This window comes from Nitrosomonas sp. Nm84 (assembly GCF_003201565.1).
Taxonomy (GTDB): domain Bacteria; phylum Pseudomonadota; class Gammaproteobacteria; order Burkholderiales; family Nitrosomonadaceae; genus Nitrosomonas.
On record NZ_QJJP01000004.1, the window covers coordinates 1 to 15,201 of the forward strand.

Here is a 15,201-nt window from a genome sequence, read left to right on the forward strand (position 1 = left end):
CCAAAATATCGCTACCAGCAGCATCGTTAGCATGCCCAGTTTGTAGTACTTCGAATCGTACCACAACGACATGTCGTAGCTTGCGCTCGAACTTGCGCTAGTTGTGCCGTATGTTGTTGCCATCATAGTCCTCCATGTGTTGAGTTAAGTAACGCAGTATTAAGGTTTATCAAAACATCCGTCATCTATGTAATGTTTCCATAAAACCCTCTTCTACGCGATTAAGAATAGCCGGTTGCCGCTTCTTTGCAATGAGTGGATCCACTCATTTTTATAATCACAACCTGTTTTCTATAATCTTTGGTTTCTGACAAAGAGATTCAGTGTGTTGAGATCGATGCCAGATCGTTCAGAAACTGATTGCCCGGTTTTTGTACTTTTAGTCGCAATGCAAAACTAATCAGACTATTAGGACCACTAAGATCTAGTTTTCTTGAAATGTTGACGCGATGATTTTCTATCGTTTTTTTGCTTACAAATAATTTCTGGGCAATTTGCGGCGTGGTGAAGCCTTCGGCTATCTGATTCAATACTCTGCGTTCTGCTTTGGTGAGGTTCGTAATTTTATCGAATGTCACCTCAATTGATGCATCCTGTTTCGATTGATATCCATTGATTTCTGAGAGTTTTTCGAGACGTGCTTTTATACTGTTAATCAATTCCTCCTTGGTAAATGGCTTGGTTAGGTAGTCATCGGCTCCCATATTCATACCTGTGCGCGTATCGGCACGAGTCGATTTCGCTGTAAGAAATATAAATGCGGTGGGCGGTAATTGCGGTATTTGTTTTATCCGCGAGAACACGTCAAAACCGTCTATTCCCGGCAGCATAATATCGCAAATAATAATATCCGGCGTATGTTCCAGCGCCATTTGGATGCCTTCTTCACCGGCAGGTGCGCTGATGACGCGAAAACCGTAATGCGCAATGATTTCAGATATATTTTCACGTAGTGCTTGTTCGTCTTCTATTATCAGAATCAGTGAATCATTCATTGTCGTTACTCATAGGGGTAATTGAACCGTTACTGTGCAACCGTTACCAGATGTACTCTCAAAGCTGATATTTCCACCATGTATCATGATTAGTTTTCTTGCGATCATGAGTCCAAGCCCGTTGCCAGGGAAAATTTTGGCATTTGATGCTCTGAAAAACGATTGAAACAGGAACGGCTGGTCTTTTTCTGGGATACCGATGCCATAGTCCTTGATCGTTATTAAATACGCACTATCGTGGAAAGTAACTGTCAGCTCAGGGGCTGGCTTGCCTTCAGAGTATTTAAATGCATTCGACACGATATTGCGCAAAACATTCCTTAGCAGAATTTCATCGATACTAATGATGCGGTCTGATGTGTCAAATTGATAATTGAGTTTTCTCTGTTGCCCATTGGGCTCAGTATTAGACTCGACAAATTCATCCATGAATTGCCTGAACGGCAGGTTCTTTTTGAATAACTCTATTTTTCCTTCGTCAATTCGCCCGATATCCAGAATGTTTTCCATGAGTTCTGTCATGCGGATTATCTCCTCAGCCATGACAGCTTTATGCTTCTGAAAGAACTCAACAAAGGAGGGATTGAGGTCGATTGATTCCATTTTTAGATCCAGGAGATCAATGCTGGAACGAATGGTGGCAAGCGGTGTGCGGAACTGGTGCGAGGCTAGGCTGACGAACTGGATTTTAAAGCGATTCAGTTCGCGTTCTTTTTCCATCGCTTTTTGGTGCCGTTGTTCGGCCATCTTTATCAGCGTAATATCATTTTCAACAGCTACATAATTGATCAATTTCCCAGTTTCGTCATATACTGCAGCGATATCGAGATAGAGCCAGATCTTGTTACCACTTTTGGTGTAATTCAGAATCTCACCGGAAAATGCGTCTGTACTCTGTAGTGAGCAAGTGATTTCCCGAATTGTTTTGCTAGAAGTTTCTGGACCTTGGAGGAAATCTGCCGGATCAAGCCCCATGACTTCTTCAGATCGATACCCCAGGACTCTTTCAAAGCTGTTGTTCACCCATATAATCTTTTTTTCATGATCGGTGATCATGACGATGCCATTGGTTTTTTCAGCAACAAAGGCCATGCGCTGCAGGTCCAGCTCGCTTTTTTTTCTAGCGCTGATGTCTACACCATATTCGATTAGAAATTCTGCATCACCGTTTTCATCCAGCAGCGGATACATGTTGCGCATATAGATTCGCTCTATGCCATCAGCATCAGTGAGTTTTTCTTCACAAGTCACGGGCTTTTTATGCATCATGCATTCTTTCATTACGCCGCTGTGTCTTGATTCGGCGGCAGGAATCTGGTTCCCGGGAGCATGATATTCACTATGATTCATTCCGGTCATCACGCCACGGCGTTCCGTGCATTTAATAGCCGCACCATTGGCGTAAATGCAGTGGCCTTCTTTATTCCGCACGATCAATTCGGTAGGTAGTCGATCCAATATGTGATGGTAGAGATGCTCCTTCTTTTTATGACTTTCTATTTGTTTTTTCTGCGAGATATTTTGTAAAACACCATACAAACCGGCTAAATCTCCGTGATCATCAAGCATGGGGTAGATGGTGGTGGTGTGCCATTTCAGCCTGCCATCATTCATCACAATCATAAATTCTTCGGTACACTGTGTTTTTGTTGATATGGCATGCTCAATCAATTTGCGCATTTTTTCTTTTTCAGATTCCCTGTAGAAATGGGTATTTTCAAGCAGGATTGAGCAATTGAAGTCTTTATCTAACTCATAAAAATCATATAGATAATCCGACCAAGTGATGGTGTTTGTTGTAAGAATGCAAGACCAATCGCCGATTTCCGCTATTTTTCCGAGAAGGTGAAGTCGCTTCTGTTGAGATTCCGATGAATCGAAAGTTGTCAGATTAAAGTTAGGTTCAGAAATCATTGGAAGTTATGCTATGGGTTGATAGTTCTGATACTCAATAAATTGATTATTAATAGATTTATGATGGTCTTGATGCCACGCCACGTTATGATTTCACAGTGTGATACGGGGGGCGAATGAGAAATTCTAAAGAAATGCTGAGCAAAATGAAAATGCAATATGCGTTATTACAGAAAATGAATTTTTAGTGCGATAGCCTGAATTTCAATGACGCATATTGAAAGGATTTTCAATTCATAAAAAAACAGCGCTACTGAATAGCGCTGCCATAACGGAGAAAATGTAAAAACTAAGCAGTCGTATTGATATTTTGCCCGAGATGCGGGGGTAGATTTTGTATGGGTTGAGTATCTGGGATCGCTTCAATCAAAGCGAGTGCGCCAGCTGCACTCAGATCCATTGCTTTTTTAAGCACGGCGATGCTGACTGCCTGGTTGGTGCTGGTTTCTGCCATTGTCGTTGCTACATTTGCTATACCTGTTACGTCCATAAAAATTCTCCTTATCATTTACAGTGCTAATAGCGGCATGCGGCGTACGTTATTTTAGGAAAGGATCGAAATTTCTATAATCGATGCGCAATGAACTCGGTTGCATTGCAACAGTGTCGGTTGGTTTTTTCGGATCAGTCTTTTCTTAGAAATGTTGAAAAAATTCTTTTTAAATGATCTTTCCAATCAAAACCGACTTTTATGGGGACTTTCACCTGGAAGTCCATAGTTCCGGCATTGTTGCTATCCAGATACAAAATATACTGTCCTACTTCACTCATTCGAAATGACTGGGTGATTACTCCGAATGGATGTTGCTGTGCAGGCACTGACAGTATTTCATGTTCTTTCTCTTTATCATCATGGAACTCTACTTTTACTAAACGCAGCGCCAGTGGAATGTTGCGGGCCGATTCTGGATACAACAGATCAATCGTGATATTCAATGTACCAGGCTCAGGTATCTTGCCGCATTGCACAGGTATGTGCGGTGATCTGATAGTATCCTGAGGTGCTACGTAGTCATTGGGGAGATAGTATCCCGAGTAACCGACAGTGAGTGCTTCAGTTTGTATGGTACAAGCACCGCCGCGAAAGCCTTTCGGATAAGTTTCGGATAAGTCGCCTTGCGAACTTGCGTGATACAGCGCACCAAACGCTACAAAAATTGCCAAAATTCCAAACAAAATCGCAAACTGAGACTTGCGGGATAACAACTTTGATTGAACTGGCATAACAATCCTTTTATCAATTGAGTGCGATAGTAGAAATTCTATTTATCAACGCAGATTTGCTTTTGAAGTGCAATAACATAACTGATGGTAGTGTGATTAACAAGTAATTGTACTAAAGCAGCTCGAGCCTTTTCATCGTATGGGTACGGTGTTGTGTCGTTCCCGTACGATCCGGCTTCAGCTTGTCGCAGTACGGGGATGCTATCAGGTAGCCGATTTTGGCAGCGTAGCGCCTCGTCTGGGGCGATTTAGACTTGTGGCTTCCCGACGAATGATGAGTTTCTAAAATTGTTTTTTGATACTATTTGCATATCATCTTGTGGTTTGCAGGGTTTTGACAGGATTCGCTATAAGGAGGCAATTGACAATGCCAAGAATTGAAGCAGTATTCAAGAACGCGAGCGGTGAATCATTATCGGGCTCCCTGGAAATGCCGTCTGGTGCTGTTAAATCGTATGCATTATTTGCGCATTGTTTTACCTGTTCTAAAAATAATCTGGCGGCTACACGGATTGCACGTGCTTTAGCCGATTTTGGGATTGCTGTATTGCGCTTTGATTTTACCGGACTGGGGAATAGTGAAGGTGATTTCTCAAACACCAATTTTTCATCGAATTTGCAGGATTTATTGGCGGCGGCTCATTATCTCGAGGCGCAATATGCTGCGCCGTCCCTGTTAATTGGGCATAGTTTGGGCGGTTCCGCTGTACTCGCTGCGGCTCAGAATCTCTCGGCTGTCAAAGCAGTGGCTACTATCGGAGCACCAGCAACTGCGGCGCATATTAAACATTTATTCGCTGATTCCTATCAGCAATTAAAGAATCAACAATCGGTGCAAGTTGAGCTGGGCGGGAGAAGTTTCAAAATTCAACATCAATTTGTCGATGATTTGGAGAATTACAATTCTGTCGAGCATATTAAATCGTTAGAAAAAGCCTTATTGATATTTCATTCGCCGCTGGATGATGTGGTGTCTATCGACGAAGCGGCACGGATATATACTGCCGCCAGACATCCCAAAAGTTTTGTATCGTTGGATCATGCAGACCACCTCTTATCCAATCCTGAAGATTCCCGGTATGTCGCAGAGGTTTTATCGGCGTGGGCCAGTCGCTATCTGGAAACAGATCAAACTCCAGTTAAAAAAGCAGATTCGGACATGCTAGCTGTTGCGCCGGGTAATGTGATCGTGCGCGAACGAGATAAAAAATTTACGCGTGAAATCTCGATGCAACATCATACGCTAATCAGTGACGAGCCCATCGCCATGGGAGGCGCCGATCTTGGACCGAATCCCTACGAATTGCTGCTCGCCGCATTGGGTAGTTGTACCTCGATGACGCTGCGCATGTATGCCGATCATAAGCAGCTTGATTTGCAAGATATTCAAGTCGAATTGCACCACAGTCGGATTCATGCGGAAGATTGCACCGATTGCGAGAAACAAACTGCACTCATTGACAGGATTACGCGCGTCATTCAATTGACAGGTAATCTGGATGCGAAGCAACGCACCCGGTTATTGGAAATCGCGAATAAATGCCCTGTCCATAAAACCTTGCAAAATAAGATACAGATAGAAACCAGTATAGTAGATTGATTTTGTTATGCAACCAGATGATAGCGTAGAAAAATATCGCATCGATAAATGGCTGTTCGCGGCGCGCTTTTTTAAAACCCGTTCATTGGCGGCTGACGCGATTGACCGTGGCAGGGTTACGCTGAATGATCATCGGATCAAACCTGCCAAAGTGGTTGCAGTGGGGGATACGCTGACGATCCGTATCGGTAATGTTCAATATGTGATTACAATATTGGCATTATCCAATAAACGAGGCTCCGCAACGCAGGCGCAGCAGCTTTATAGTGAAACGGATGCAAGCCAAACACAACGAGAGATGGTAGCGGCTCGCTTAAAAGCGCAGCCTCAGCCATTTTTTACCAAAGGCCGGCCAACCAAGCGCGATCGGCGCGTGATTGAACGAATTTTTTCGAGTGACGATGAGTTCTGAGCTTGCGACAAGGAGGTTAGTGGCCTTTTTCAGCAGTCTGAACGCTACTTTTCTTATAATGAATGCAATCAAGTGAGAGAACATGACCAATAACACTTTTAGCCTGGACAAAGACCAGTTGATTAAACAGTCTTTTGCGCAGATGGATGTGCATCTGCAAGGGACAAATTACACGCAAGCACAGAAACTGGCACTAACCTGTCGCATTTTGTTTGATAACGGGCACGACTCAGGGTTAGCAGGGCAAATCACGGCGCGTGGTGAAAAGCCGGGAACCTATTTAACGCAAAGACTAGGGTTGGGCTTTGATGAAATTTGTGCGAGCAATTTACTGCTCGTCAATGAAGACCTGGAAGTTTTACAGGGCGACGGCATGGCGAATCCGGCAAATCGCTTTCATTCATGGCTGTATCGCGCCAGACCGGATGTACAGTGCATTGTACATACCCACGCAGTCCATACGGCTGCACTCAGTATGCTGGAAGCGCCGCTGGAAATATCGCATATGGACAATTGCGTACTCTATGACGATGTGGCTTTTATACCCAAGTGGCCGGGGGTACCGGTAGGTAACGAAGAAGGTGAGTTGATTTCCAAGGCCATTGGCAGCAAACGCGCTTTATTGTTGGCACATCATGGCTTGCTGGTTGCCTGTTCGAGTATTGAAGAAACCTGCATGTTATCCATTGCTTTCGAACGGGCTGCGCGTATGCATCTGTTGGCGGCATCTGCGGGTAAGATTCAACCCATTGATCCTGATTTGGGACGAGAAGCGCATGATTGGATTCTGCGCGGACAACGCAGTGCTGTGGGTTTTGCCTACTATGCACGACGTAGTCTGAGAAAGAATGCCGAGTGCTTGGAATAAGTTTTAATTAAGTCTGAGTGACTGAAACGGTCACTATTTTGGCTGCTAGCGCATATATGAATTGTACCGATTAGCTGTTTCAGTTAAAATCCGCTCTTCCCAGGCGCGTAGCTCAGTTGGTTAGAGCACCACCTTGACATGGTGGGGGTCGTTGGTTCGAATCCAATCGCGCCTACCAAATCAGATTCCGCAGCAATCCATATGCTTAAGCTGCAGCTAGATTTGCATAGTAGTGCTGTGTAAATTGTGCTGGCGATAGATAGCCCAATCTTTCCTGTTTGTCCTGCCGGTCATAGAAGATTTTGATATATTCTGTATCATTTTTAATGACTTGTTGCCGTGTTTTGAATCTCCGATGGTGCACCAACTCGGTTTTAAGTATTCCCCAGAAGCTTTCCATTGGAGTACTACCATTGCAGCCGCCTTTACGGCTCATCTTAAGAAGCTTAACTGCTTGTTCCCTAAATTTCTGACTATATTGCGTGCGAAGTAATTCCATCTCTCCATTCCTCCATTCCTCCTTCCCCCTTCATTTCGTAAATATACCTAATTCGAAAGATCAGAAATAAGTCCGTAAAGCTATTTTAATCCTTGTAAGGTTTCTTCATTTCAGGCCGTTGGTGATAAAACTGGATTTTCAGGAAACCTGTTTGTTTCCTGATACTTCCAGTTTTTATTTGAAAAGGGCAAACCTCGTGAAAATGAGGGACGCAAAGTCTAGGTCTACAGGGTTTATACCTCAGGATAGCATGACTGCCAAATACATCGCTAATTTGCTGCATGAGAAAATATGCGCGAGTGCATAGCGTTTTAACGATGATTTGTTCAAGCAGTTTCTTTCCGAAGTTTTCCCTGATGTTGAGAGGAGTCAACTTATGGAAAGCAATAAACAATCGTTACTAGCATTCGCTTCACTAATTGCTTCGTATCATCAATCAAATGTCCCTGAATTAAGCAACACCCAAATAACGCAATCCAGTTCTACAAAAGCTTTTCAATTTGTATTGTCGTGCAGTATGGTTGTAATTGCGAGTGTTTGTAGCACGATATTACCTGTACATGCCAATCCGAGTTTTGTTGATCCTGCATCACTTAAATTTACACCTGCAAAAAAGAATGGTGGCGCAGAAGATTGGGTAAAAGGGCGAATTTTGGTTATGCCACGTGCTGGTTTGCCAGAGAAAGTACTGGATAAGATCTTGGAGGAGCACGACGGTAAAGCCAGGAAAATTGGTCAAAGCGATTTGTACATTGTCGATTTGCCGGAGTATTCGGAAGAGGGCGCCGTTACAAAACTGAAACACCATCCGCATCTTAAGTTTGCAGAGCTTGATCGCGTTGTTACTTCCGCATTGGTTCCTAATGATCCTTATTATAACTATCTGGGGGATGCATGGCATTTGCCCAAAATAGGTGCAACCGCTGCATGGGATATTGCTCAAGGCGCGGGCATTACCATTGCGATACTGGATTCAGGTGTTGATGGCACACATCCTGATCTTTCAGCGAATATGGTGCCGGGTTGGAATTTTAACGACAATAGTGCTGATTCCTCGGATTTAGGTGGGCATGGCACATTAGTGGCCGGCGCGGCTGCTGCCATTACCAACAATAACTTAGGTGTAGCAGGTGTCGCGGGGCAATCAAAACTCATGCCAATTCGTGTTACTGATTCGGCTGGGTACGGTTCTGTAAGTGCGATCGCGCAAGGAATTACTTATGCTACTGATAATGGAGCACGAGTTGCCAATGCAAGCTTCCTAGGGCTTAGCAATTATCCGACAATACAAAGTGCTGCACAATACATGAAAAACAAAGGCGGTTTAGTAACAGTTTCTGCAGGAAATACGGCATCTTTGGAAAATTATCCGGTTATCACATCAATGATTTCCGTATCGGCTACTGATGAGAATGATTTAAAATCTGGCTTTTCAAGTTATGGTGATTATGTAACAGTATCAGCACCCGGTTCTGGTATTTGGACCACTCATAGCGGTGGTGATTACTGGGGAGTTTCCGGCACTTCGTTTTCCAGTCCAATAACCGCTGGTGTTATCGCTTCAATGATGTCGGCCAATCCGAGATTGAGCAGTGGTGAAATTGAGAATTTATTGTTTTCCACTGTGGTTGATTTAGGCGCAAGTGGGCGTGATCCTTATTTTGGCCATGGCCGGGTGGATGCTGCGCGAGCTGTACAAGCTGCAAAAATAGCCGTGCCAATCCAGGATACAGAAGCGCCCAATGTGTCGATTGTCGATCCGTTGGGGGGGGCTACTGTGCAAGATTTAGTACCCGTTGATATTCAAGCGATCGATAATGTTGGTGTAGCACGGGCTGAATTGTGGGTTAACAATACCAGTGTTGCTGTGGATAGTTCTGCACCGTTTGCGTTTACCTGGGATTCGAAGGGTGCTCAGAATGGTACGGCCAGTCTTACGGTTCGTGCATATGATGCGGCAAATAATATGGCTGCTTCGAGTATTGAAGTGAGCGTCAATAATCCAGTGCAGCCGCCGGTTGCGGATACGCAACCCCCTGTTGTACAGATCATTAATCCGGTAGCAGGCAATGTTTCCGGTAATGTCGCGATTAGTGTGAATGCATCCGATAATAGTAGCGCTTCGGGTATTTCGCTATGGATTTATATCGATGGATCGCTAAAGGCTTCCGGCACGGGCAGTACCATGAGTGCCAATTGGAATATTCGTAAAAATGTCAGAATCGGTACTCACACCATCCAAGCTGTGGCGAGAGACGCTGCCGGGAATACATCCAGTACTGCGGTAAATGTCAACGTAGTCAAGTAAACCAAACCAAACCAAAAGTTGAGTTACTGCTCCTCGGTATGACTCAACTTTTTTGGATTGAATAGTAAGAGATTCGTCCCGGTATTGTCTATGTTTTACTGAAGTGAATAAGACTGCTAACTTACGAAGACCATGGAAACTTAAATCCGCGTTGAGTTTCTTCTTTGGAAATATTTTTTTCATCGGAAGTCATCGTATTTAAGGGGGCCTCACTATCACTGATTGCATTTTGTTGCACAGCCGATGCTTTAGGTTCCGGTTTGGTGTGAAATAGTTGACTGAGTTGCTGTGCCAACTGACTGGCTGCTTCTATACTCAACGCGATACGGCAGGACATGGTTGCATCAATGGTATCCGGTGTTTTTTCTCCGGATCTGGCCATGCGATTTAATGTGGTGATCAGTTGCGGATCAACAAAACCAAAGTCCACGATGATAACGCGTTGTCCACCTTGCACAGCGGTGAAATTTGCATAGATTGGCTGGCTGGTATGTTGATTTTGCTGCATTTTAACGTTGATCTGTAGTGCTTGTTGGCGAGATGTATCGGCCGAGTTACCGGCTTGTGTATCACTATTATTCGTCATAATTATCTCCTTTAATTTTGAGTCTTGATTTGATTGCTATGTTCAGCGGTCAATCGGTATCGCTTTGTTTTTTTCTGAGCATACCATAACAAAGACCCCTTCCAGATTTGATTCTGGAAGGGGCCGTGGTACTTCAGTTCAGACTATAAAATAAAAAGCCTAGAGAAGCATATCATGAGTGAGATTCGCACCTACAATTTCAACTTCAGGTAGCGATCTTTCACCAACAGATAGATCGGATCCCAATACATCGTGGTCATATCCCAATACATGGCCATACTCGTGAACGACTGCAGAGTAAAGGTCGATCATGTGTGGGTTGACATGATTGCTGCCGATAGACCAACCATAGCCGGCTGCATCGTCGTCGATAGTGATTCCCAACGAACCGTTCCATTCCGCCAGTGTTTTACCATCATCCTGATCTCCCAGGTTGCTGATATTCAAGCTGGTTTCACGAAGCGCTATCAAATCATCCGAGCTTGCACCGTGCTCTGACCAATAAGCAATTGCTTTATCGGCGACATGCCCCAATACGGCCGCGTTCAATATTGGCGCATGACCGCCTACAACAGGGTTGCCATCAAGGGTGAGAGCAGCTTTTGGCGCTAACGTAATGCCGCCGGTATCGGTTTCGTCAATCGTACCGTCTTTGCCAACATCGGTATTGAACATGTATTTCACAGTGGGCCATGCTGCAGAGTTAGTTCCTACGGTCGTACCCACTACTGCACCTGTATCATACTTCGTTGAAATTACATACAAGGAACCATCTGCATCTGGTGTGAAATTAATGGTTACATCACCCGCATTAACGCCAGTTCCCAATGTGATTTGATTTGCAGCAAGACTGACTTGTGTAGCAGTATCACCCGGATCAATACCATTGTTGTCAAGATCAGTGATTTTGAACAACTTGACATCGTTCTTGGTCAGGCTGAAAGCACCCACTGAACCACTGTTGTCACTTTGGTCAATAAACACGGTCATTGGATCCGGTGCGGTACCTGGATCGGATCCATCAAATCCTTTAATGGTATTGGATAGACCTGTGTAGTAGAAGAACACACCAGGATTGGTACTGTTGATCAATCCGCTTTTTACACCATACTGGATAACACCGCCTTGCGAGGCATAAAAATCCTCGAAGTTTGGTGCGGTACCATTAATATACTGCTGAACAGTCGTGCCGGTCGGTGTAATTTGAGCAAAGTTGATGAACTTGACGTTCGCGGTATCCGTATCGGTAGCCGTTGAGTTGTCATCATCTTTACCAATCGCCGTCACTGTATTGGTGTTGGTTGGAACTGCAATACTCACTGGCACGGTCAGGTTGGCTTTAAAGTTCCAGGATTCATTTTTGTCAACTTTATAATCGCCATTCGTATCACCGCCTACATAATAATCGCCATACGAAGTGCCGGATGAGAATCCGGTGAGTAAATTAACATCATCACCTGGTGCTGCAGTACCACGATCATCTACCAATGAGGTAAGAACGAGTGCTTGATCCGTTGAAGCAGGGCTCGTATTGGTAACCACATACTGATAATTTGCTTTGCCATCAGCGGTTGTGAGTGATTCACTATCATTGAAAGTGCCGTCTTTGTTAGCATCGACAGTTTTCACAATATTGATGGCAGGCAAAATATCCCGTGCGGTGACGGTGTGATCATCATCATCGGTAGCGGTAGAGCCATCATCGTCGGTAACCACCACGGTTGCGACGTTATGGTGAGTTGCATTGGCATTGAGATCCAATGCGCGATCGATACTGAACGAGAACGATGCGCCGACGCCCAACACGACTGGCAAGCCGCCATTGGCTGCTTCCGCCGCTGCTTTCAGATCACCGAATTGGTCATCGGTCAGCGAAGTCACTGTGACTGAATCCACCGTGCTGTTGTTGGTGATGGTGAAATCATAGGTTGCGGTATCGCCGCCTTCATTGATGGTAGCTTCGCCGGCCTTGATCAGGGTGACCGCTGGTGGAACATCTTGTGCGGTGACGGTGTGATCATCATCATCGGTAGCGGTAGAGCCATCATCGTCGGTAACCACCACGGTTGCGACGTTATGGTGAGTTGCATTGGCATTGAGATCCAATGCGCGATCGATACTGAACGAGAACGATGCGCCGACGCCCAACACGACTGGCAAGCCGCCATTGGCTGCTTCCGCCGCTGCTTTCAGATCACCGAATTGGTCATCGGTCAGCGAAGTCACTGTGACTGAATCCACCGTGCTGTTGTTGGTGATGGTGAAATCATAGGTTGCGGTATCGCCGCCTTCATTGATGGTAGCTTCGCCGGCCTTGATCAGGGTGACCGCTGGTGGAATATCGGTTCCAAGATACGAGCTGTCATCGGTATCATTAACAGTTTTAGTAATATTTGCATCGTCTTTAAAACTGCCAGTTGCCGTTCCAATGTTGGAGTATGCACCAACACTCGCAACGCCTGTAGCTTCGTAAATCCAGCTTTCGCCTAACTCTAGAACATTATCGCCATCATCGCCGCTAACGTAAGCCGGTACGACACCTTTATTGTCGCTTACGCTTACATCGGATAAATCGACGTTGCCGGCTCTGGTGACAGTGTATGTCCATGTAACGGCGCTGTTTTCCGATATGGACAATCCATCGCTGCCGTTGGTGACTTTGTCGATGTTGATGACAGGATCTGCACCGAAGTAATTGGCGTCATCGGAATCTGTGTCAGTGACTGTTTGTCCGTTTGAATTTACCGCTTGATAGGATATTGTTCCTGTATCTGTATGTTGCCCGCTCTGCCAGGTTGCTCCAGTGAAAGTAGGTGATACGTATATCTGTGAAGGACCAATCGAAGAGATAAGGATATTACTTCCTGCTACTGCGCCATTCAGATCAAAATCCGAGTCTGAAAGGGTAATGTTTGATAAGGTAGCGGTAAGACTGGAATTTGTTACTTCAAATTTAAATAGCGGATTGGTGCCACTGTTCATGATGGGACCGGGTGCAGTATCGGCATCTACCCACGTGGTGCCGCCATCAATAGAAACGAATTTCTGAATATCCAATAGCCCTGTTGTAGGGACTATCGCACGGTTACCAAAATTTACGTTTGTTTCGGTTGGATCCACTGCCGTAATTAAAATGGGCGCTGGATTTGTGCTGGTTTGCGTCCAACCAGTTTGGTTGACTTCCCGCACACTATACGGATCGTTGTCGATATCGGATTTGTCCGCATCCGGTGTGACGGAGAAAGTATATGTGCCATTGGCAGCAGTGACTGTCGATGTCTCTCCGGCATCCAATGTGCCATCGTGGTCGGTATCCAGGAATATGGTCCAATTGGCCAAGCCGACTTCGTCGTCTGCGTTGCCTGCAACATTATCGATACCATCAGCATCGCGCGTGCCGTCACCATTTTTATCGTTGAATTTCATGCCGCTGATTTCACCGGCAATAATCGCTGAAGGTGCAAGCTGTATCGATGTTGCGCCAGAGCCGCCGATCTCAACGGTTGTTTGCAATGAACCGCCTGTCCAAGCATTGGCACCATCGGTGGGGCCGCTTCCCTGATTAGGTACTTCGCCCGGCTTGGCGATGCGCAGGCCATAGTAGATTTCGGCGAGACCATTCGTCGTCGTCACGCCGGTGTATACAAAGGTAACGGTGACCTGACCGTCCTTATTGCCTGTTCCGGTATAGGTTACAGCGCTGACATTAGTAATATTGGCATCGACAGTGTGGAAAACACCACCACCATTTATGCCGCCACCATTGGTGAAGGTGTTATCCGCAGTAGGCGCGATATAGGGAGTGGTTGCATCATGGGGGCCGGGTTGCCGACTAGTGTCAAAGGTTGTGATTTCGGTAAAACCACCTGCATTGGAGGTTTGCTGATAATAATTGTAGGTAATGTCAAAGGAATACGTTTGTCCATTGGTGAGGGGCGTTTGATTCGATGCTTTGTATATGAATACATGCGGAATGACTTCGCCCTCAAAATAATTGGATTTCGCATCTGAAAGAATGTTGTTATTCCAATCCGCTACTTGTGAATCACCATCAGCCCAGTGTTGATAAACTTTATTAGTACTTCCTATTGCCATGATTATTCCCTCCAATTGGTTTTAAGACGCTTTGCCGTCGACGACTATTTCATTTTTTTGTAACGTAATGACAATGGAATTAACCTTGCACTTCGCCCGTCTTGGCATTCGTTTACTGTTATGGTTCTTTTTGTTAAGCTTAAAGTTGTATTTTTCTACATGCCGTTTTTATTCCAGTAAACTTCTAAGTCAAATATCCCGATAAATTGATAACTTCTAAGTCAAATATCTCGATAATTTTATTAAGAAATAAAAACCACTCTCTGAATGTAGCAATGTGAATCTATCATCGAACGAAACGTTGAAGTTGGCTGAAATCTCTCAAGAGATTCGATGAATATAACTAGAATAATCAGGATAAACCTCCTAGGAGGTTTGTGCGTCAACCAATCGTGACTTAGCTGTGCCGTGGAATCTGAATAAATTGTTAGGTGTTAATGGTTTATCGAGTTAGCGAGTAGCTACAGTCAAGCCACTATGTTTCCATAGCCGGAATTTGTAGTCTTGATTGAATTGCCCACTTGTGGAGTGTGAATTGCTGGTATTGCATTGATGCGTCCTACAAGAAACATGGGATTGTCTAGTGTATTGATTTCGATGAAAATTGTCGTCCGGAACAATGATTCAATATAGCTGATTGAGTTGTTCCGACAGATGAGCGCAGGATTGTTGAGAAAACGTGCCGGGAATAAAATTGGCC

At 44.8% G+C, this 15,201-nt stretch carries 10 protein-coding genes, 1 tRNA gene, 1 pseudogene and 1 riboswitch; of the genes and pseudogenes, 5 read left to right on the top strand and 7 right to left on the bottom strand.

The features are described 5' to 3' along the window. Window positions 1-320 precede the first annotated feature (320 nt). The 4 genes from C8R34_RS03160 to C8R34_RS03175 all read right to left on the bottom strand — a co-directional run bounded on the left by C8R34_RS03160 (window position 321) and on the right by C8R34_RS03175 (window position 4,133). Entirely contained in the window at window positions 321-995 is a 675-nt protein-coding gene (locus tag C8R34_RS03160; RefSeq protein ID WP_110337764.1) for a response regulator transcription factor, read from the bottom strand. A 9-nt stretch (window positions 996-1,004) separates the two neighbouring features. Then, complete coding sequence (locus tag C8R34_RS03165; protein WP_110337766.1) at window positions 1,005-2,909, bottom strand: PAS domain-containing protein; 1,905 nt, start codon at window positions 2,907-2,909, stop codon at window positions 1,005-1,007. Between the two features lie 289 nt (window positions 2,910-3,198). Continuing rightward, window positions 3,199-3,399 (bottom strand): YjfB family protein, encoded by a 201-nt coding sequence (locus C8R34_RS03170; RefSeq protein WP_110337768.1) that lies wholly within the window; start codon window positions 3,397-3,399, stop codon window positions 3,199-3,201. Between the two features lie 134 nt (window positions 3,400-3,533). After that, window positions 3,534-4,133, bottom strand: a complete 600-nt coding sequence (locus C8R34_RS03175; RefSeq protein WP_110337770.1) for a hypothetical protein — start codon at window positions 4,131-4,133, stop codon at window positions 3,534-3,536. A 367-nt stretch (window positions 4,134-4,500) separates the two neighbouring features. Between C8R34_RS03175 and C8R34_RS03180 the strand changes: the two genes are divergently transcribed. The 4 genes from C8R34_RS03180 to C8R34_RS03195 all read left to right on the top strand — a co-directional run bounded on the left by C8R34_RS03180 (window position 4,501) and on the right by C8R34_RS03195 (window position 7,191). Further along, window positions 4,501-5,733, top strand: a complete 1,233-nt coding sequence (locus tag C8R34_RS03180) for a bifunctional alpha/beta hydrolase/OsmC family protein (RefSeq protein WP_110337772.1) — start codon at window positions 4,501-4,503, stop codon at window positions 5,731-5,733. Window positions 5,734-5,740: 7 nt separating this feature from the next. After that, window positions 5,741-6,145, top strand: coding sequence for an RNA-binding S4 domain-containing protein (locus tag C8R34_RS03185; protein WP_110337774.1), 405 nt, complete (start codon window positions 5,741-5,743; stop codon window positions 6,143-6,145). Window positions 6,146-6,227: 82 nt separating this feature from the next. Continuing rightward, complete coding sequence (locus tag C8R34_RS03190) at window positions 6,228-7,013, top strand: aldolase (RefSeq protein WP_110337776.1); 786 nt, start codon at window positions 6,228-6,230, stop codon at window positions 7,011-7,013. A 101-nt stretch (window positions 7,014-7,114) separates the two neighbouring features. Then, window positions 7,115-7,191: transfer RNA gene (locus tag C8R34_RS03195), tRNA-Val, on the top strand. Window positions 7,192-7,218: 27 nt separating this feature from the next. On the opposite strand, the pseudogene C8R34_RS03200 reads toward C8R34_RS03195, so the two are convergent. Next, window positions 7,219-7,485 (bottom strand): annotated as a pseudogene (locus C8R34_RS03200) (IS3 family transposase); the annotation flags it as partial. A gap of 203 nt (window positions 7,486-7,688) precedes the next feature. Continuing rightward, window positions 7,689-7,774: riboswitch (cyclic di-GMP riboswitch) on the top strand. Window positions 7,775-7,888: 114 nt separating this feature from the next. Here C8R34_RS03200 and C8R34_RS03205 point away from each other — a divergent pair. Next, on the top strand, window positions 7,889-9,820 hold the full coding sequence (locus C8R34_RS03205) for a S8 family serine peptidase (RefSeq protein ID WP_258364333.1): 1,932 nt from the start codon (window positions 7,889-7,891) through the stop codon (window positions 9,818-9,820). A gap of 121 nt (window positions 9,821-9,941) precedes the next feature. Here the strand turns inward: C8R34_RS03205 and C8R34_RS03210 are convergent, their stop codons facing one another. Beyond that, window positions 9,942-10,406, bottom strand: a complete 465-nt coding sequence (locus tag C8R34_RS03210) for a DUF3467 domain-containing protein (RefSeq protein ID WP_110337780.1) — start codon at window positions 10,404-10,406, stop codon at window positions 9,942-9,944. 159 nt (window positions 10,407-10,565) lie between these two features. Then, on the bottom strand, window positions 10,566-14,501 hold the full coding sequence (locus C8R34_RS03215) for a hypothetical protein (RefSeq protein WP_110337782.1): 3,936 nt from the start codon (window positions 14,499-14,501) through the stop codon (window positions 10,566-10,568). Window positions 14,502-15,201: the final 700 nt, after the last annotated feature.